Raw genomic sequence first — 22,441 nt, 5'->3', positions numbered from 1 at the left:
GAGGAATTTTGGCTGCATTACAACAGTTGTTGCGATTAACGCAGCAAAGAGCCTTTTGGTTCACTGTTTTCTTATTTGCGATTGTGCTTTTTAGTAACCTGCTGAACATATTTCAAGCGAGTGATGCTTTTTTCTATAAAAAAATAAGCTCGTTTAGTAGCACTCAGAAAACAAACGTTGTGCTCATCACAAGTGAAAGTCTCAGCACTAATCATTCAGACTTAGTCACTCAGCTATCCGAGTATCAGCCAAGAGCAATCATCATGTTAGCTGATGAGCCACTACAGCCTGCAACCAAGGAAGGGGTTTTCTATCCTTATGCTGGTAGTGAGTATTGCATGCCAAAGGTAGAGATTTGGGCAACCTATCAATTGCGTATCCCCGCTGCTGATAATCTTGAATGTGAAAGTGTATGGCAAGCTGTTTTTAATTATAACCATGACAAATCTAAACTGATTAATTTCAGATTAGACGTATCTGCGCTTCCAAAATTTACCGCTAAGCGAATACTTAACTTCGACGTTATGAGTGAACAACTTGAAGATAAAGTGCTCATTGTTGGTCAACAAGCTGCTGAATTTAATGTAAATATACATGCTCCTAAACTTGAAGGCCTAAATGATCCTTTACTTCTTTTTGCTTACATCGCTGATAGTATTGAGAAAAACAGCACTATAAATGAGCTTAATTTTGCTATATCGGTAGTATTTGCACAGGTTTTTGTGTTTACTTTGCTGTTTTTCTATCAAAAAATATCTATAAGTTATTCATTTCTAGTCGCTTTCGGCATAACTATATTTTGGTGTGCTGCCGGCTACTTTTTAGTGAACTTTACAAAACTTTTCATTCCAATTGGTCAATACATCACACTGACCTTTGCAACTTTAATTTGGGTTGTAGTTGCTCGAAAAATTTCTGAAGACAAAGAGCTCACAGCTGATGTAAATAACATTCAGCAGATGATGATGGGCCGTTATATTCCTCAAAGTTTTATTGAGCACCCATCCCCATGGGATCCCATTATTCAATTAATAAGTCAGCAATTAGATCTGGAAAAATCAATCTTTTTAGCCCGTAAAGAAGACGACCACCGAGTAGTTGAAATTCGCGCAATAAATTGCCAACTCGATGATATCCAAGAAATGAGAAGAGACTATCAACGCACACCTTATAGTAATGCGTTAAAGTCATTAGGCATTGTGAAAATAAACCGTCCTTTTTTTAAACAGGTCATTAAAGGTGAAATTGAATTCATTGCGCCACTTGTATACGCTGGTGATGTACGTGGCTTTTGGGCTCTATCAATTGTTCCTAACCAAAGCTTTCATCAGCAAGCGTTTGAAAAAAACGTTAATAAGTTTGCTGCCCAAGTTGCTGAGCTCCTATTCCATTACCATATATTTAAAACAACACAGGCTAAGAATCGAACTCTACTTAATAGACTACTTACATTTAAGCTTCACGAATCGGTTAGCCAGAAGGTTAAAAGCTCACTTAATGAAATGGAGCAAAAGCTAACCACCTTAGAAATGGTATTTAACCATACCAGTCCTGCTACAGTGTTATTTAATTTGTTTGGTCAAATTATTCAAACCAATGCTTCTTTAGAGCACTTTGCTAAGCTGCACCAAATTGCTATTTTTGAAACGACAGCCCTTGATTTACTTTGTCGAAGTTGCGCACTTGATATCGAAACTGCAAAAGGGAAATTACGCTACATAACTCTAAATAAAGCCACTGTTGAGCTACCTGCTAACCTAGATAAACATAGTTATACGCTTATTATTAGAGCACTTCATTCCGATAACTCGCAAACCGCATCCGGTGCGCCTTTTCAAGTGTCTGGAATATTATTTGAATTTATTAAAGACACTCCAGAAGTAATTCCGGAGGCTAGACTTTAATGGACTTCGTTTTAGCGCTTTTTCCTGCAGGTAGCGGACTGGGTCAATCCGTTATTACAACTGTTTGGGTTGGGACTGCCGTTGTATGCCTACTCAATTTGCGCTTTGGATTTCCACTTACAGGCCTTGTAGTTCCGGGTTACCTTGTGCCATTACTCATAATTAGCCCCACCTCAGCAGCAGTTATCATTATAGAAGCTATTGTTGTATATGGGTTTATGCGTATAAGTGCAAGTTACTTGATGGAGCGCTTTGGTTACAGTGAAATGTTTGGCAGAGACCGCTTTTTTGCCATCATCTTAATCAGTATCTTAGTCCGTGTTTGTATGGATACTCTATTTTGGCCAATCATAGCTGACCAGTTAAGCCTATGGGATATTACTTTTGATTATGCATCTCAGCTTTATTCTTTAGGTCTTATTATTATCGCATTAACAGCTAACGTAATGTGGAATGGCGGTTTTAAGTATGGTCTGAAAGTAAGTTTTATTCAGTTATTCATCACTTATATATTGGTGCGATTTGTACTCATGCCGTTTACCAATTTTAGCATCGCTAATTTAGGTATAATGTATGAAGCTGTTGCCGCATCTATTATTGCTGCCCCTAAAGCCTATATTATTTTGGTTATTACAGCCTTTTTGGCCTCTCGTGCAAATTTAAAGTATGGCTGGGAATTTAACGGTATCATGCTACCTGCGTTATTAGCTTTACAGCTAACGCAACCAAGTAAAATTTTAACCTCATTTATAGAAACTGCCGTTATATTAACGGTAGGAAGCTCTCTGATTCATTATACTCGCCTAAGGCATGCACATATTGAAGGTGCCAGATTACTGATGCTATTTTTTACCATAGGCTTTATTTTTAAGCTTGTTTTAAACTATATCGTCGTTTGGTTCTTTCCAACGGTTAAAGTAACCGACACCTTTGCATTTGGGTATATGCTCGCTACCTTACTTGCCCTTAAGATTTATCAAAAAAATGCACTGGGTCTGGTACTTAGAGCTACATTTCAAACTTCTGTAATAGGTGGAAGCCTTGCCATTATTGTTGGCTTTTTAGTCATGCTTGTGCCTTCTTTACTAATAAAACAAAGTATTAGCCCTGAAGCAGAAAACTTACAAGTCATAACACTTAACCAGCAAGTGAGTCAGTATAAAAGCTATTTATATACCACTCGCTCCAATAGAGTAACGGTAAGTAGCTATAAAGCAAGTCAAGCTGTATCTGACTTCAAATATGCTATTTATCAACTGAACAAAGCCATCGAGAATAAGCAAAAAATGGGGCATCTCAGTGCCATGTTCAATTCTATCGGCTTTAAGCTTGTGAGTGATGATAATTATGTATATCTAATAGATATTGTTGAGAATCAACAACGTGGTTTATTTGTAATTAATAAAAAACCACAGACAAATTTAATAATCACTGTGCCCTACCCTATAACTGAGGGCCTTGCTAGTGACTCTGCAGCTCTTATCTTTCAACACTTAAAAAGCAAAGCACTCGTTTTTGGAGCCACAAGGACGCCTCAAGTAACGTTGACGAAAGAAAATCAACAAAGTCCATTTTACCAAGCTTTCATTAATGCATTGGAAATTAATGAGCTGTTACAGGTTCGCGAATCTAACCGTCATACTGCAGCTTTACTCAAAAGCACTCCTAGTGATGTAAAAAGCCAATATTGGATCTTTAATCGACTTCCAGAATCTATAAGTCAGCGCGAGATCCATGAATTTTTAGGCAGTGAAGCAACTTATTTTGGTAAAGCCGCCAAAAGTAGTTTACCAGCAACAGACTTTACCGGGTCTATGCTTGAGGTCTTTCTTGATGGAGATAATTACACCAATATTTTGGCGTATATTTACCGTGAAAATTATCGCTATAGTAATTTAAAACTTAATATTATCAATGAAGATATGGCTCATATTGTCGATGACTTTTCCGCTTATATCAGCAGTAAAGGCAGTTTCAATTATCAGCCATTAACTCACAGCCAAGTAGCCCTTTGGGAATTTGAAGTCTTAACACCACTTTATAAGTTAATTTAGCAAATTGGCAACTCATCACTTAATGAAGATGTATTAAATCACTTAAAACAGATTAATGGCACAGCCGAATTACTCAATTACCAGCTACAACTTGTACAAAATAGTAATGGGCGATACATACTGCTTAGCCCATTGCAAAGTAATGATGCACAGGCTCTTGGGCAAGGTATATATGCATTTTCACTGAGTAAACATGAAGCAATCAGTTTAAGTGTCCCAAGGCCAATATTCGAAGGGAATACGTTAAGTTTCGCAAGTGAGCTTTTCACTAATTCAAATGCTGCCAACTTATTAATTGCAGGTGCACATCCCTACGCTCACCCTGAGGCAAATGTTCTTGCAGCGAATAATGTCGGTTCATTATTCAATGTTGTTCATCAAAGCTATTCACGTTTTAAAGCACAACAACCAAGCTTAAACATTCAGATCCGTAGCCACAGTGCGCCATCATGGATCCGCCCTAACGCAATTGCATTTTCAAATACCCAAGTAAGGGATATCGCAACTCCTCTAATGGAAAAGCTCACTAAAGACTTAAGCAGTCTAGGAGTCAGCTATCAAGTAGTAGAAGGTCAAAAAGCCACTAGGGGCCTCGAAATTGGTAGTTCGCCACAATATGGATATCAACAGTTTAATTCAAACAGTGAACTGGCAACCTTATGGATTGCATCTGACTTTAAAGAACAGTTTTCAATTGATCAAAACAGCCTTCTGATGCGCCTTCTCGCTATCTCGAATAACCCGACTGTAACCACAATAAATCTAGCTACTTTGTCGCCTTCAAACTGGGCAGCGCTCACTAGCCATGATAAACAAATAATCCAACGAAAAATTAATAAATATACTGCTGATAAACAAACTGCGGCCTTAAAGACGATATGTTCTGAACTAAATGAGTGTGTATTACAAACAATAAAATTAGAACAGTTGAATAAATTCGTACTGATGATCAAAAAGCAAAATAACCTCATCGCCATCTATAACCCAGCTAGCAATCAACTGATTGATATAGATGTTTTTAACAACATGATGGTTGGAGGCTTTAATGTATCTAATTAAACGCTTCCTAGCCATCTTAGCTATTATCACTGTTTTATTAATCGCCTTATTTACTTGGAATAACTTTTTGATTTGGCTGGATTCAGCAGAACCGGTAAACCCAAAAACCAGTAAAGAGACTCGCTCAAAAGTTCAATGGTTAAGTACTAAAAAGCCACTGACTTATACATTTTCTAATCAGCGGACTCACTCACTGCGTATACTTTCAAATGCTGTATTTGATCAATCGGTTACTCTTGATAAACCAGTTAATTATGCCATCAAATATACTCTTTATAATGATAAAAAAGAGGTGATCTTAGATGAAACTTACCACCACGCTTCAAAGCTAGTTAACCATAGTGAAGAGCAACAGATCAAACAAATCATTGAGAATAAACAATCGCTTAATGTTGCGTCTGGGCAATCATTTTACCTGCCAATAGCTCATTACCCTACGGCAAAAAGCGTAGCGTTATTACTTATCCCTGAAGAAAAATCAATTCAAGGCGTGGTAGTTCGAGTTCATGCGAAAACCCCCGTTCAAAACGTTGACCCACTTAATAGTTGGTTAAAACGGCCTCTAGATAGACGTAAGCGCGCAACTGATTACCTTACCATGGGTGAAAATACTCTAACAAATACTGAAATAACGAATGCAATGGCATTTTGGTGGCAAAAAATTGCACCACAAGGTATTCCTGAAATCGACTTTAAGTCAGACATTCTATACGAAAGCTTACCGTATAATGTAATTAGTTATGACTTCAGTCAGCAGCAGTATAACCTTGCAGCTTATTATACTAGAGGTAGTTTGTGTGCCAGTGTCAAGTTAGATGAAAGTGATAGCTTAATTTTCACTGTCAGTGATAACCAAAAACCCCCTTCATTGATCTGGTATGACAAACTTCAGTTTGAAGCGCCAAAAGAAATAAACTTTACTCAAACTGATGAAGTAAACACGTACAAAACCCCATTACTTAATGCGGGGTTAATTACAATCTGCAGTGAAAAAGAATTGTTAACTCAATGGCGAACAGAGTCTGGGGCAGTTATTTTAACAAGTTATGTTGGCAGTTATTTGATAAACCCAAAAGTGTCAGTTGAATTTGATATCGTCCCTGAAAGCCATCTAAATTTAGAACTTAGAACATTAAATAGCAGCCAAATAGACGTAACTTTATACGACAATAATAAAAAACAAATCGAACGATATGCCGTCACTATAAAAGGTGAAGCATCTAAATTTGACCGGTTAATTGCTAGCAATACCCAGAGACAAGCGGTAGGCATGCTCACATCGTATTACCTACGTTCACCGCAACAAGCACGCTATATTAAAGTTGAATCTAGCGACGATGTATACCTGCGTGTAAAGTCAAGACTCGCTAACTTTCATTATCAACACCGCACTGCACATCAACCGCTTACGACTGAATCAACAGATGGCTTTTATGATATTGCAGCCTGGTATGAGCAAAAAGCAAGTAACCATTACGACTTGGCGCAGCGAGAACATTTCGTAAATATTCGTACTTTCACTCCACCTAGAGATATTGAGGAAACAACAACATACTACCAATCTAAGGAATTATTTAATGTTTTGCCATTATCAAATGTGGCACTTGGTTTAAGTCCAAAACGATATTATGAAAAGCCAGAGCCATCACAAGAATTTAATTTTGGGATCTATAATAACAATCACTACTTCCCCTCTTCTGGCGAAAACGATAACCGACTGATATTAAAAATAAATAACAAAAGTGCTAATGAAGTCAAAACCGCTGATATCTCTTTGTCAGAAAAAATGAAATTAATTGATGAAGCAAATACTGTTTATCAAAATTGGTACGGTCATCGCCCTTGGGTAAAACAACGCCTTTACCAATTAGATAAAAATAAGCCAATTAAGCTGCTTTATTCGAAGAACAAACACCCAATAAGCATTGTCTTTAAAGCATTTCGTACTCAAAGTAATAAACCTATTACATTGAGTCTTGAACATACTGCTAATTACAAACTTGGCCTGACTAGTGAGTACAGTATTGCAAAGCAAAGTTATCAGCTACATAACTCTGAGCTATTAGAATCATTTTTAATTCACCCTAAAAAGAGCCAATTAGCTAGCTATCCTAGCGTTACATTCAAAGTCGCTAATGATATAGATTCTTTGCAGTCCGTGACTTTAACCTCTTCCGAAACGATCTGGCTATCTATACTTGAAGAGTACCCGGAAAAGGACCAAAAAGTAAGGTGGTGGAATAATGAACAATAAAATTATCGTTACTGTTCTTATATTATTTACCGCTGCATGTTGTGAGGCCGCTCAGCTAGAAAAACTCACTTCCAGCCTACGAGTTTGGTTGAATAACCAACAACGTGTACCAGAGCACTTTTCCATTAAGAATGGGGCTTTAGTAGCCAATAAGTCTCTTTTTTCGGGTGGTGAAATACATTTTAAAGCAAAAGGGAACACCTGTATTTCTTATGCTCCACATAGATATTTTGATAAACACACATTGCAAATTGCTAAAGCCTTATTTAGTGAGTGCCAAGTGTTATTGACTAATACGAAACACCGAAATAGCCGTGATTCCGATGGCAAAATAATCGATTTTAGCAAATATAAAAATAGCAGTAGTAACGCATTTATACTTGCGTACAGCAGTTCAGTTAAATCATTTTCGATTTATCAAATCCATGGATTTGCAAAGGAAAAGCGAACTACAGAGCAAGGACGAAAAGCAGATATCATTTTAAGCGAAGGCCATGTGTTCGCCTCTAAACGAACTATAAATATTGCTCAATGCCTTAACAATAAACTGGGTATTAATGCATTGGTTTATGGGCGCGGTGTGCATGAGTTGGGCGGAACACACAATGTTCTAAATTCGCTGGCTCCTGTTAATAGTCAGTTTTTCCATATCGAGTTAAGTCGCGAGCTGCGAGAGCAGTTAATAACTAACAACCAACTTTTAAAACAGTTTAGCCTATGCCTTATTTCATAATAGCCTTCATAACATTAACGCTGCTGGCCTTTAAACCTGCTCTTGCCGTACAACAAGAGCATGCTGTACTGCAGCCTCCTATTTGGTTAAAAACCTCTCCAAAGTTAGACGTGCTCGCAACCACACAACAGATGCAATTTGATTCGTATGAGCATCAATATTTATGGCTACCCGAAGGGCACTGGTTAGAGTTCAACCCTGAGTTATTCGACAAGTTCATTATGAGTGTGGGCAACACACAATATATACAGCAACGAGTTCAAATGGATCGTGACTTATTATGTTTAGAAAAACGCTGTCAACTTCCTGCTCTTGGGCATAACCGTGTTGTAGCGATTCAAAACCGTCAAAATGAGCGGGCTGAATTTTCTGCGCAAGTCGGTCACTATCAAACCACTGTTGATAGCTTTAAACGAGCCCTAAAACTTGCTAAGCCATCAGTATTACTTTCTTCAAGAAAAGGCAGCGAACGGTTTTATCAATTCGATAAAGGTGATGAGGTCACTCTATATTTTCCTGATGCAAAAAAAATTAAGCTTTCGGTCAGAAAAAACATGACATCTTTAGATAGTCATGGTGCTGTCTATGCCTACGTAGATGAAGTTCTTACTGCAAAAGTTAACATCATCAATAACCCGGCCCTTGAATACCAAAATCAGCAGGTAGGACTAGTGAATAGTGACTATTTAGCTATTGATGCGGGGCAATATTTAACGATTAAAAGCCAAGCCGACACGTATGTAAAAATATCGCAAAGCCACAGAGCCATATACGATGATTCGACAGCCATAAAAGTTGAAGAAAAACTACTGCTCCCCTACTGGTTAAAAACTGCCAACGATGCAATGGAATCAGTTTACAACAAGTATTCGCTGAATGTTTTTAGTGACAGTGTATTTACAAAAAATAACTCCCTCGCAGTTAAGCGCTACTATGATTTGCTTGGCTTAATGTCCACACAAACTTTACTAGAAGGGAGCAGCGTAGTTCATGCTTCGAGCTCTTCAAAAAAATTGCTAATTACTGAACTTGAAGAGCAGCGATTAGTTGATGATCAGTTTTATCCACGCATTAATAAACAGGTCAGACATATTACGTCGCTTTCACAGATGGCTTTGAGTTTTGACTTATCTAGCCAAAAACGAGTCACGCCGTGGCTTACCTTCGTTGCCCGTAGCAATAAAGATTGTCAATTTAAACTTAATGTCGGTGACAAAAGCTGGTTGGTTAATATTAAAGCTACACAAGAATACCAAACAATTCATGTCTCGGTGCCACTAGACAGTAAAACGATGACAATTAAGAAAACCACTGATGATGTGCCTAGTATTGATTTTGCTGTTTATGCCCGGACACTTACAGATTTTCCAAGTAATGAAGTACTTTATTTACAACCGGGAACCCTTTCTGAAAAAAGCCCTATTACAAAACAGTTAATAACTGAGCACTTAAGGAAGCTATATAGTGACTATTTAGCGCTAATTCAGCCTTATGCCCCAGCAAGAAAAAAAATTAAATTACTTAATTGGCAGCAATCTTTGCTAACAGCCAAGGAGCTGGCAAAATCTGCGCCTCTAGATGCGCTTGCCTTTTTAAAACCATTAACCCAAAATCCAAATCCACAGGTAGCTATTGAAGCATGGCAAATTAAAATAAGTATTTTGCGTGAACAACAACAGTTTCATCTTGCAACAAGTTACTTAGAAGGACTATACAAGAGTACTCAACAAAGGGAATTACAGGAGTTTGCTTTAAAGTCTCTATTAAAAACCTACCAAGATGAGCACCAAGAAATAAAGTTGTTTGCTCTGTGCGCAGGAAACCAAAGCTTATTGGAAGAATGTAATAGTATTCTCACTAAGCTTGCAACTAAACAACAGAAAAATAGACTCGCAATATGGCTTTTAAACAAAAAGGATGAAACTCACACAACTAAGCAAGCTTATATGGCACTTGACTACCACAGTTTAAGTCCTGGATTAAAAGCTGAAGATAAGCAATATGAATTACTTTCTGGAGCCCAAGAAACATTAATAAACTCTCAAGGAAAATTGCAAAACACTGTGCTTTCACAGCATATGCCCTGGAAGTACACTGCGATAGAAGCGGTTAATTTAAGTATAAAAGCGCGCACAGAAGCCAAACAAAACGGCGAGTATCAAACTGCTTGGTTAAAGGCTGATAGTCAATACCAACATAAATTAATGCCAATATACAGCGATATTCCATCAACAACACTCATTGTTGAAAGCCAACAAGCGGCTTCTGTTGCATCAACAATGATTGTGAGTCTGAAAGCAGGAGAGACACTCACTCTATCAGCTGATCAGAAAGCCTTTATAGAGTTTAAAAATATACCTGACGCATTATATGAAGCTTTTGATTACCGCTCTGATGCTGCAAACCAGCTTGCTACAGACGATATTATGTCATTAGTTTATGCCTATGATGCCACACAAAACGACCTTTTAATTAATGGCTTATATCTATTATCTAAAAAGCGTTTAAACAATAATGAATATACGCAACTATTACAGCGAATAGCTACAATTCCTGCGAGTGCCTCATCGACCTTTTTACAAAATAGAATAGAAAGTTTTGGCCACTGGCAACCCTTAGATAGCCTAATCGATTATGCAGGTACGCGTCTTTTTAATATTCAAAGTACAGCACAAACTAGCTTTGCTGATAGGTTTAACCAATTCAAGACGCATCTAAAAAATAATGATGGTTTATTGATTCGCCCATTTCATACCCTTTATATAGATTTGGCCGAAACAGAGGCAGAACAAATTCGCTTTGTATTTAATTTTTCTACCGCAGAGCTTGCCCAAGCTAATGTGGCAAACTTATCCATACAACTGGCTAACAGTTTAAAAATATGGTCTGTTACGGAGCAGCAAAGCATTCCCTTTACATTTAATAAACGGGAGTTAGATAATAATGTCATTGCCCTACACTGGCTTAACCCCTATTTATCTCAACAACTAAAAGTTGAAGTACAGCAATCTATTGCGGGTCGGTGGAGAAAGATAGAATTACCTACAACGCTACTATTTTATTCTGTTATTCCCACTACCCCTTTGCTTGCGACTTTAAATGCAGATCGTTTAATCAAGTTAGAAAAGATAAATAGCTATAGTCGAAGTGAACGCCAATTTTTCCATCCTGCAGGCAAAATTGAAGTCAAATCATCGGAACTTGAACATGTTCGCCTGTATACTTGGGAGCTTAGTGATCTCAATAATAAGATTTCAGAATTTACACAAGCACAAATTCCTTTGCCTGATTTAGTAACTTATCGAGTACCAGAAAAGCAAACAATTGTAAGTGATCAAAAGTCATTTCAAAGTGATGATCTTAATTGGCAAGGTTTTATACAATTTGATCAACAAGAAATATTTCAAACCGCTGAAAATATCCCAACCCAACAAAGCATTGATATTGGCGCTCGTTTACGTTTTAACGACGACAATGATTGGTACCAATTAGAAGGTTACTACTCATTTAGTAAAGAACAAACGGATCTAATTGCACTCAATGGTTACTATTCATGGCAAGATGATACAACTCCTTGGTATGTTGATGCGCAAATTCAAAGCCGTTGGCAACCAAGTCATAATGGATTTGATCTTCAATATGCCCTTGATAGTAGTTTCAGTGTAGGACAAAAATGGCAACGTGATTCTACACATCGTCATCAGTGGCAACTAACTCCATTTATTCGTTACAGTAGCGCTGATTTAAATGATTACCTCAGTGACGACCTACTTAATTCAAATGTATTTAATTTTTACCGTGAAAACCATGCCTCGGGATGGCAAGGGTTTTATCAATATCGTTATCATCCTTGGGTCGATAATTATTTAAATTTTGGTGTGTCATCAAGCTCAAATGATGATTGGACGAGCTTAGACTATCTGCACTTCAACACCAGTTGGAATCAATATTATCAAGATCACATTTTCCAACTTGGCATTGATAGCTATTACCGCTTTAAAGATGACAACCGTGCCACAGCTACGTGGCAATACATCACACAGTTTGCTTGGCAAACACAAATTAGTTTAGGTGATTTTTCACATGGTTGGCTAAAGGTGCGACTACAACAGGATTGGGTATGGGACAACCACAATATCAGCATCGAGTTTTCATCTGGTAACAACCAACATACCGGATTTACCCCTTTTGCCCATGATGAAATCATTTTCCCAGCACTTCAATTAAATCATTTGCTAGAGCACACTGACTATGAGTAACCACTTACTTACAAAACGCCTTGAAAACTTGCTTTTCGCAGACATTGCCAGTTTTTGGTTAGACTTATATCGCCAAAAATACCGCGAACTAGTTGATGAATTAAGTGAATGGGAATTAATAAAAAATCAGCCTGATGACTATGAGGAAGATGATTGGTTACTACTGCAAACTATTTCATTTTTAACTCATAAAATTGATACCCTACAAAGTCAATTAATCAAAATTGATGCCGATCACAGGCGCTTTATCGAGCGTTTAAATCATGCCGAATTAAAAGCTGAGCGTGAGTTTCATATTCTCGATTACGCGTATACTTTAGGTGCAAACCGAGAACAATTAAAAAAAGATCAAGATGCTTTTCAACGCTGGTTTGATGAGGGAGCTATCATCAACAGATACCAAGATAAACTCTCTGAACTTGAGCAATCTCTTAAGTTTTTAATAGGTAAACTGGGTGATTTAACTAATCGCTATTTACGGATCCACTCGGGGGAAATAACCAAATCATGGTTAACACTCAATTTAGAAAGCTTCTTTTTGGGGCTACTAGAAAAAAGTGAGAACGAAGCTATTCGTAACTCTATTTTTCGCGCCCTTGCCAACCAGGTAAACTTAATTAGCGAATATGTAAGTGAAACTCAATTCGATTCTGATCTTGTTGAGCTGTTATTACTATCTCTTGAAAAACAATCAACCCCACATGCTGCAAAAGTAGATATTTTAGAAATTCTGATCAATTTAAGACCCACTTTTACTCACTATTTTATGCGCTCTCAAATTGATTTAGATGTTTTACCAAATGAAAAAATCGAAGCTCAGCACCTGTTTTTATTGGCGTCATTTTCAAAAATTATATGTAAACAGCCTAAATTAAGTGAAGCTAATTATAAGCTTCTCATTTTACTTGCTAAGCACACTTACCCTCGAGTAAGGCAAAGCGTCATTGAACAATGCTCATTATTACCCAGGGCATTTGCTCTCAAACTATTAACAGTTCGGCTCCAAAAAGAAACCCATGAAGCGGTACGACTAACACTCATTAAGCAATTAACAGATCCTCGTTTAACCAAAGAGTTGCAAGTTTTTCACATATGGCGAAAACAACTGAAAATTGCACAAAGCTTTGCCCAGAAGCGTTTATTACTCGAGTTAACGCCAAGGATAATGTTCAACTTACAAGTTGATTATGATCAGCAAAGCCAAGCAGATATATTGTTTAAGTCTTTTATCAATGTCTTAAATACGCAGCTTGAAAATGAGAAAGATACTGCCGTAAAGCGAATTATTAGCCGTGTCAGAGAGCAGCTTGTCAGCTTTGTGTACCAGCAACAAGTCGCTGAGCTCGAGTTTAACTTAAACTCAAACTTTACCATTAATTTAAACTCTGAATGGGTTGAGCAAGATTTATTAGGCCGACTTTTGAGTAAGCAAGCGCAGAATAATGTAGCCTTTAATGTAGCAATGAAAAATAAAGGCTGGCACATACAACGAGGTTACAGGCGGGGCTTTCGTTTTTGGCGGCTATGGCATGAATTTAAAAATCCAAGTACAGGTAAACGCCAAAGCTTTAATCATGTACAAGCCAGAAAACCAAGTGCATTTATGCATGTGCCGAGCTGCACCGTCGCGGAGATTAGCCAAACGGAGGTACCTGGAGAGCCCCGGTTTGATGCTAAACAGTTTAGTGCTCGACCTCATTTACCTATGTTAGATTTTCTACTGAGTACATTGTCACAAGACAATCTGAAAACGCCAGCTAAATCGTTCACTCCTGATGGTATTTTAATCGTCACCCCTCCCTGTAACGTACTCCAACGCATGTTTGCGTATAGCTGGATTTCTTTCAACTTTGAAAAATTAGATGATTTACGAAATGGTTCTGACCACGAACAACAAGACTTTCTAGAGTTAATAAAAGCAAGAGGCTTCATACTTGATTTCCAACAATATGGATCCGTGCTTAATGCCGAATTCCCTGTTGAGCCGAGTATTGCCAACTTATATCAAAAACTATCCCTCACGCCCTTCTTGTTTAATATGTGGTCAAGCTTTAAAGAATATGCCTATTCGCTTTATCAAAATAGTATTGGTCAACTGATCTTTTTCGTTATGGCTTTCTCAGCCTACTTTTGGGCTCGCCACATAAAAATAAGTAGGCAAATAAAGTCAGATAGAGCCAAAATTCCCGTTTCAATCGGGGGTTGGGGAACACGAGGAAAGTCAGGAACTGAACGATTAAAAGCAGCATTATTTAGTAGTTTAACTCTTAAAGTGATTAGTAAAACAACAGGTTGTGAAGCAACTCTTATTTATGCAAGAGCAAGTGGAGAGCAATTCGAAATTCCATTATTCAGACCTTTTGATAAAGCGAGTATTTGGGAACAAAGCGATGTTTTGCATTTTGCAACAAAAGTAAAAGCCGATGTATTTCTTTGGGAATGTATGGGATTGACCCCGCGCTATGTAAAAATATTAAGGAATTGGATGGATGATAACTTTTCAACTATTACCAATGCTTACCCAGACCATGAGGATACATTAGGTCCAACAGGAATTGATGTTGCAAATGAAACAAGCCATTTTATCGGTGAGAATAGTTTAGTGTTCACCAGCGAACAAAATATGAACCCAATTCTTGAATTAAATGCAAAACAAAAAAACGCTAACTTAATTCAAGTTCACTGGGCCGATGGTTTGCAAATAACTGATGACATTCGCTCTTTATACCCCTACCAGGAACATCCATCCAATATAGCACTCGTGTGCAAAATGGCGGAACATATCGGCTTAAATAAAGATTATGTATTCAAAGAAACATCCGCACGAATAGTGCCTGATATTGGCGTATTAAAGCACTTTACTGAAGCGCCTATCGGAAAAATTAGTCAATCGTTCGTCAATAGCATGTCTGCAAACGAACGCTTAGCTACATTAGAAAACTGGCAGCGCCTTAAGCTTGAAAGATTAAATAACGACCCAAAAAACCAGGTAATCGCGCTTATAAATAATCGTAACGACCGTGTCGCGCGCTCAAAAGTTTTTGCTGCGATGCTCAGTAATGACCTACGTTTTGACCGTGTTGTGGTAATAGGAAGTAATGTAGAGGGATTCTACAGTTACTTTCTCGATGCATTTATAGAAAGAGTAGAAAAGTTAATTGAAATTAATGATCTCGAAAGCCTAGATAAGCTTCTAGAGCAATTTAATTTACTCACCAGAGCTGAAGTTAGAGCAAGGTTTAGAATTGCATATGGCAGTGTAGCAGCTGAGAATTTACTTACACTTAGCGAGGGGGTTGTTAATAAATCTTACATAAAAGAGATCACAGGAGAGATCCCTGATCAAGAACTAACCACAATTCTCTATACCCTGCGTATTTATTATCAGCGTATGCACCTGGATTACCTAAAAAGTGATATCGCAAAGAATAGTAAAGAAATAAAAGAACGCTTGATTTCCATCCTCCAATCTAAAGTCACATTACTTGACGATAGCAATATATCTGCAGATGAAATAACCAATTCGATTGCGGATTTAGCTTTGCCCAATACTCATCAGGTCGTTGTTGGTATGCAAAACATTAAAGGGGCAGGGTTAAATTACGTTTATGCCTGGCAGCAATGGCAAAAAATATCACAAACTATTACGAATATGCTGAGTAAGCACTGCACAGCTAAAGAGTTCAGAACGGCATTAACTAGTTTAAATATGATAGTGTCATTTAACTTACTTGAAACTGACTACTTAAAACAAAAGTTAGATATATTGAAGAAAAGTCAGCTTGCTCAAAATGAGTTCTGCCAAGCAGAAATAACGACTCTTCAAGAAAAAGTTAATGAGGAGTATTTAAAAGTAGACGAAGAAAATTCGCAATCTCGCCCTACTCGTTACTTTAACCAAGTGATCGAATCATTTTTAGATGCAGGTGCTGCTGTAAAACGTAAAAAACGTGCTATTCAAATATACAATGATATAGCAGAACAGCGCATAACATTAGAAAAAGCAATTAAATTACTTAGCGAGATGAACCGTAACCAAAAGTCAGGTTGGTTCACAAATAAACGAAAACTTTACGACAAAAAATAAGAGAACTTTATTATCAATAAAAATAAAAAAATAATGAAAAATAATAAAAATAAATTCAAAAAAGAAAACACAAATAAAACAAAAACAAAAATAAGAAATTTCCTACAAACAAAAATAACCAGCATCATCAATATATTATGTGCAAATTAAAAATAAAACAAAATAAAACATCGTACCTAAATTGAAAATAACTTTATAAAAGATAAAAATATAACTGATAAAACATTTTATCTAATACAAAGGATAGTTATATGAAAAGTTTATTTTATAAGTTAGCTGTATTACCACTTGCTATTACCTCTGCACTTGCCGTGGCTAACACAAATTTGATTGAAAATGGATCATTCGAAGCCGAGGTTGTCACTGATCATAATGGCCAATGGCAATTATTCAATGAAATCACTGGTTGGACACGCAGCGAAAACGCACCTTTTGAAATACAAACGAGTAGTCTAGGAATTCTCAAAGCGAAAGAAGGCCAAAAATATCTAGAACTTGGCTCTACGCAGCAATATAGCGTGTCTCAAGCCGTAGCTACAACAGCTGGTAAAATGTATGAAATTAGCTTCTATTACTCAGCACGTGTGTCTGGTGATGATACAGCGAGTACAGTTGAAGTGCTGTGGAATGGTGAATCCTTAGGTGTTGTTAATGCTAAATTTAAAGGTTGGACTAAGTACAGCTTTACTGTAGAGGCAACTGGCACAAGTTCAGAGATTACATTAGCTGGCGTTGGTAGCAGAAGTAGTGTGGGTGGCTTCATCGATAATGTTTCTGTAAGTGAAGCTACAGAATACTGCTCAGTCCAAGCGGGTTTGTATGCAATTAATAAATATGGTTCTGATTCAGAAGGCTATATTTACCACTTAGACCCTGAAACATCAGCTGTAACAAAAGTTGCTGGTGTTACTAATACAGCTGCAAACATAGCAGGTATGGACGGTAAGCTATACTTTATGGAAAAGCTAGATAGTGAGACTAGAGACTCAAAAATTTACAGTCTAGATTTAGCATCAAATACGCAAAGCGAAGTCGCAGATACTAACTCTTATACTATTATTCGTTCTACAGTTTCTCCTGATGGTCTTAACTTACGTGCAACAAGCAAAACCTACATGTATGACTTCAACCTTGAAACTGGTGAAAAGACAGTTCTAGGAAAACTAAGCTACGAAGGTGAAGAGTTCATAGGTGGTGATATTGCATACTCAAGTGACAATAACGTACTTTATGCATTAACTGAACAAGCACTATACACAGTTGATCAAGATACTTTAGAACTTACATTAGTAGGTGAGCATGGAGTTAACTGGGCATCAGGCCTTGCAGTTGCCGATGATGGTACGATCTATGTTACTGGAAGAAAGAGTGGTCAAAGCGCGAAGCTTTATACGCTAGATCAAAACACTGCTGAAGCAACATATATAATGCGAGGTCCAGCTAATCTAAATGATCTAACATTTATTAGTGGGTCAACTTGCTCAACACAGTAAACTTTTAATATTATAAATGCCAGTTAAATACTGGCATTTATAACTATAAAAACTTCAACACGAAACACTCAGCTAACGCTCTCAAAAAATAAAAACAAAATATCAATAAAAAATCTTAAAGCAATAAAAAAATATCAGACAAAAAATTATAAAAAAACATAAAAGTAAAATAAGAAATTTCCTACCCTAAAAAACAATATTAAGATTCAAGCACTTAAACACAAAAAACAATTAAAATAAAAAATATAAAATATAAATATTTGATATTTAAATTAATAACATTAAAATTTTAATATTAAAAAATAATGGAGAAATTCATGAAAAACTTTGTTACTAAACTGGCTGTTTTACCTCTAACTATTGTATCGGGTATTGCAATGGCTGGCACAAATTTAGTAGAAAACGGATCATTCGAAAACACAGATACAGTGACCGATCACAATGGTCAATGGCAGTTATTTAACGAGATTCCTGGCTGGACAAGAAGTACTCATGCTAAATTCGAAATTCAAACAAATAAACTAGGGATCGTGACTGCACAAGAAGGTAACCAATATCTAGAGCTTGACTCAACAGCCAATTACAGTATTTCTCAAAATATTACTACACAACCAGGCAAACAGTACGAGTTAACCTTTTACTATTCTGCCCGTAAGGAAGGTAATGAAACAACAAATAAAGCTGAAGTTTTTTGGAATGGTAGCTCTTTAGCTGTTGTTAATAGCTCAAGTAAAGGCTGGACAAAATATAGCTTCATCGTTGAAGCTGATAGCACAAGCTCGGTATTAAGCTTTGCAGGTACTGGTACATCTGATTCAGTAGGTGCATTCATCGATAACGTAGTAGTCACTGAAGTTGCTGAACCATGTGCTGTTGCAACAGGTTTATATGGTATTAATAACTTTGGCTCTGAGACTGAAGGCTATGTATACCACTTTAACCCAGAATCAAGCGCTGTAACTGTTGTTGCAGGCCTTAACAATACAGCATCAAATATTGCCAACAAAGACGGTATGCTGTATTTCATGGAGCAACTTGATAAGAATAGCAAAGCATCAAAAATCTATAGCCTAAATTTAGCCACTAACACACAAGCTGAAGTTGTAGATGCGACATCATTCCCTATTTACCGCTCAACGGTAACTGCAGATGGCCTGTTTTTACGTGCGACAAGCAAAACGTATTTGTATGACTTTGATCTAACTACAGGTGAGAAAACAGTATTAGGTAAGCTTTCGTATGAAGGTGACACATTTGCAGACGGCGACATCGCATACTCAAGTGACTACAACGTACTTTACGTGTTAACAGGAAAGGCGCTATATACTCTAGATGAAGGTAGCCTAGAGTTAACACTAATCGGTGAGCACGGTATAAACTGGGCATCAGGCCTTGCAATTGCAGATAACGGGACAATTTATATCTCAGGTAGAGAAAGCGGCGAAAATGCAAAAATCTACACCTTAGATCAAAACACCGCTGAAGCGACATTCGTAATGGATGGCCCAGCCCACGTAAACGACTTAACGTTTGTTAGTGAAGCAGTTTGCGCAGCAGAGTAAACTGTGTTTAAAGCCATAAAATGCCAGCTTAGCTGGCATTTTTTTACTGACCTTTGGCATCACTTATTTGTGAGTTTCTTTTGTTCTAACATTTCTTTCCAGTGCATTACTTCTGCAGGCAGAATAGGTGCTACACCATTAAAACCAGCAACCTCAAGCATCTCTTCGACACTTACAACGCCTTTTTTGCGTTTAAAAACACCGCGCACATAAGCAATCGCGTGCAGGCCACGATCAGAATGAAACTTTTGCTCAATATAAAAGTATTTATGATCCCAGCCAACCAAACGTGTACTAACCGTGTACCTTTGCATTGGTTTAATATCGCGAATATAGGTAATTGCAGTTGCGTTAACGATTGGAAACCAACGGCGTTTCATAATGTGCTTTAATAAACCTACTCGCTCAGTCATCCAGGTACGGGCAAGATCCATCATCGCTAAATAACGAGAATTAGTCAGATGGAAATTAATATCGCAATCCGTTGGTAACGCTTTGAATTCAATATCAATTGTGTCTAACAGTTGTTGATAATCACGATTACGTTTAATTTTAAAAAACAGTAGTATTAGTCGAAAATAGAGGTTCACGGCAAAGGTCTAACCAGTTGATGATGCACAAAGTGTATCACAGCATATTGCTAAGGCGAATATTCTGCTCTAATCTGTGCATATATTAGTATAAAAAAAGAATAACCTAATGAAATTTTTTAGTTTGGTAACTTTATTTAGTGCGAGTTTATTCACCACTTCAGCATTTGCTGACTTTAACTTTCCTGGTGAAGGTACTTTAAAGTACCCAACGGGTGTAGAAAAGGCCTTTAATTTTGGCTTTGCGTGGCAACAAGATGCTGAAAAATTCTCGATTGGTGATAAAAGCTATGACATGTCTCTGCCAGAGTCATATTCAGTGGCAATTACACTTAGCAAAGACGAGGAACAAGTATGGGTGCAGGAGTTTAATAATGGCTTTATTGAGGGATTCACTTGGCAAATTGCCGATCACACCCTAAAACTCGAAAAGCGCAAATTTAGCGATACTGTAAAAGGCGATTATGTTATTAGCCTGGATAACCGAGATTACTTTTTTTCTCGCAATAACATCAGTATTGTTATTAAATTCGACAATGATGGTATTAAGAATATCGCCATTGATGGTGTCACCAAAGATATGGGTACCAAACAGTAATACCATTCGCTTAATTAATTGGTCTATTTTTAGGCAATAAAACCTCGTTGATTTCAAAAAAATTTGTTATTTAGTAGTTCTAAATCAGAAATTTTTAACGCAGGTAGCGACAGCTATAATACCTCAAAATGGTCAAGTATTATTGCGGATTGGTATGATATTGAACAACAAAGAAAAAGGCTTGAGTTTTCACCCAAGCCTTTTTTATTTAATAAATTAAGTTAGTATCATTAAACCTTTACAGTCTTACGATTAATCCCATAATCTCGAAGCTTATTTGCTACTGCTGTATGACTTAAACCTAACCGCTTTGCAAGCTGACGAGAGCTTGGATAAGCAGGGTAAAGCTTGCGAAGTAAAGTCGCTTCAAAGCGTTTTACCGCTTGGTCTAAGGTTCCTTCAAAGTCAGACTCTAGATAACCTAAATCATGGGTAAACGTTGGTAACTGCAGATGCTCAATGCGCAATTCATTATCATCTAATAATGATACTGCTCGATAAATCGCATTTTCTAATTGGCGTACATTACCTGGCCATGGGTAATCTTGTAAAAAGCGTAAACAATCTTCAGACATTACAGGCACAGAATGACCATTTTGCTGGGCATACTTTTGAATAAAGTGCTCAGCCAAAGGGCCAATATCTGCTTTTCTATCACGTAATGGCGCAATTTCAAGGGTTAACACGTTAATTCGATAGTAAAGATCTTCTCGAAATGTTCCTTCTTGGACCATTGCAGGTAAGTCTTTTTGTGTTGCTGCAATAATCCTCACATTAACTTTAACTTCGTTTTCATCACCGACCTTACGGAAGGTACCGTCTTGTAAAAAACGTAGTAACTTAGTTTGCAGCTGAGTCGACATTTCACCGACTTCATCTAAAAACACTGTACCACCATCAGCTTGCTCTAGCACACCACGTTTAGGTGCTGCATTCTCTTCATAGCCTGCATAACCAAATAATTCTGACTCAGCGACATCATCTGGCAAAGAAGCACATGATAAAGCGATAAATGGTTTTACTGAACGGTTTGATGCGTAGTGGCAAGCACGGGCGAGTAACTCTTTACCTGTGCCTGTTTCACCAGTAATGAGGATCGGCGCTTCAAGCTGTGCCATTTTGCGTGCTTCACGAACAACACGACGCATTGCAGTACTAAAATTATGTATAGTTGCAAAGCTTTCTTGGCCATAACGGCGAAACGCACTTACTTGCTGACCTAGTCTACTTTGTGATTTGATATTGATAACTGCACCGGCTAACACATCCCCTTCTGCACCTTGTGGTACTGAAATTGGCAGAATATCAGCAATAAAGTCTTCGCCAGCTACTTCAACTCGGGTTGTTTGGCCAAGTACTTCTTTACCTTCTAACCAGCGAGTAAAGTTAAAGCCTTTAAGCAAGTTATTTATATTAGCGCCAATAACTTCACTTTCGGATAGTTGTAAGTCGCGACAAGCAGCATCATTACATAAACGCACCCACCCTTTAGCATCAATAGATATAACACCATCAGGTAATGCACGCAGTAATGTATTTAACTCATTATGCTCTCGCTCAGAAGGTAAGAATGCAGTCGTACGAACGTCTTTCACACCATCTATCAAGCGGATAGATGGCATAATTTTTTGGAATTGTTCAAATTCAATAGGCGGAAAGCTGACATACATTCGACAATTAATCGAATCTACTTCGATGCCTTTTAAATCAACTTGGTAACTCACCAAGATATTGAGAATCTCTTGTGCGATACCAATTCGGTCAGCACAGTGGATATCTAAACGCATTACATCCTCAAAAAACGGGAACCTATAGTATGAGAATGATACGCTAACTCCCTGCAACTGG

At 37.4% G+C, this 22,441-nt stretch carries 10 protein-coding genes and 1 pseudogene; 9 read left to right on the top strand and 2 right to left on the bottom strand.

Annotated features, from left to right (window positions below):
* Window positions 1-8 precede the first annotated feature (8 nt).
* The 8 genes and pseudogenes from HYD28_07960 to HYD28_07925 all read left to right on the top strand — a co-directional run bounded on the left by HYD28_07960 (window position 9) and on the right by HYD28_07925 (window position 19,405).
* A complete protein-coding gene (locus HYD28_07960; protein QLE08916.1) occupies window positions 9-1,904 on the top strand; it encodes a hypothetical protein in 1,896 nt (631 codons plus the stop codon).
* Window positions 1,904-5,017 (top strand): annotated as a pseudogene (locus HYD28_07955) (poly-gamma-glutamate biosynthesis protein PgsC/CapC). Before HYD28_07960 ends, HYD28_07955 begins: the two are co-directional and overlap by 1 nt.
* Entirely contained in the window at window positions 5,004-7,271 is a 2,268-nt protein-coding gene (locus HYD28_07950; GenBank protein QLE08915.1) for a hypothetical protein, read from the top strand. The pseudogene HYD28_07955 and the gene HYD28_07950 overlap by 14 nt, the downstream one beginning before the upstream one ends.
* On the top strand, window positions 7,261-8,004 hold the full coding sequence (locus tag HYD28_07945; protein QLE08914.1) for a hypothetical protein: 744 nt from the start codon (window positions 7,261-7,263) through the stop codon (window positions 8,002-8,004). The genes HYD28_07950 and HYD28_07945 overlap by 11 nt, the downstream gene beginning before the upstream one ends.
* Entirely contained in the window at window positions 7,989-12,263 is a 4,275-nt protein-coding gene (locus tag HYD28_07940; protein ID QLE08913.1) for a TonB-dependent receptor, read from the top strand. The genes HYD28_07945 and HYD28_07940 overlap by 16 nt, the downstream gene beginning before the upstream one ends.
* Window positions 12,256-16,350 (top strand): poly-gamma-glutamate synthase PgsB, encoded by a 4,095-nt coding sequence (locus HYD28_07935; protein QLE08912.1) that lies wholly within the window; start codon window positions 12,256-12,258, stop codon window positions 16,348-16,350. Before HYD28_07940 ends, HYD28_07935 begins: the two co-directional genes overlap by 8 nt.
* A gap of 251 nt (window positions 16,351-16,601) precedes the next feature.
* A complete protein-coding gene (locus HYD28_07930; GenBank protein QLE08911.1) occupies window positions 16,602-17,843 on the top strand; it encodes a DUF642 domain-containing protein in 1,242 nt (413 codons plus the stop codon).
* Between the two features lie 317 nt (window positions 17,844-18,160).
* A complete protein-coding gene (locus HYD28_07925) occupies window positions 18,161-19,405 on the top strand; it encodes a DUF642 domain-containing protein (GenBank protein ID QLE08910.1) in 1,245 nt (414 codons plus the stop codon).
* Window positions 19,406-19,464: 59 nt separating this feature from the next.
* Here HYD28_07925 and HYD28_07920 read toward each other — a convergent pair whose 3' ends face one another.
* Entirely contained in the window at window positions 19,465-19,995 is a 531-nt protein-coding gene (locus HYD28_07920) for a thioesterase family protein (protein ID QLE08909.1), read from the bottom strand.
* 109 nt (window positions 19,996-20,104) lie between these two features.
* Here HYD28_07920 and HYD28_07915 point away from each other — a divergent pair, with 109 nt between their 5' ends.
* A complete protein-coding gene (locus HYD28_07915; protein QLE08908.1) occupies window positions 20,105-20,593 on the top strand; it encodes a hypothetical protein in 489 nt (162 codons plus the stop codon).
* A gap of 230 nt (window positions 20,594-20,823) precedes the next feature.
* Here the strand turns inward: HYD28_07915 and tyrR are convergent, their stop codons facing one another.
* Window positions 20,824-22,380: a transcriptional regulator TyrR gene (gene tyrR, locus HYD28_07910; GenBank protein QLE08907.1), complete on the bottom strand. Its 1,557-nt coding sequence runs from the start codon at window positions 22,378-22,380 to the stop codon at window positions 20,824-20,826.
* Between the last annotated feature and the right edge of the window lie 61 nt (window positions 22,381-22,441).

Source organism: Pseudoalteromonas shioyasakiensis, from assembly GCA_013391845.1.
GTDB lineage: Bacteria > Pseudomonadota > Gammaproteobacteria > Enterobacterales > Alteromonadaceae > Pseudoalteromonas > Pseudoalteromonas apostichopi.
The sequence above is the reverse complement of the archived record's forward strand: the minus strand, read 5'-3'. Positions and strand labels throughout refer to the sequence as shown.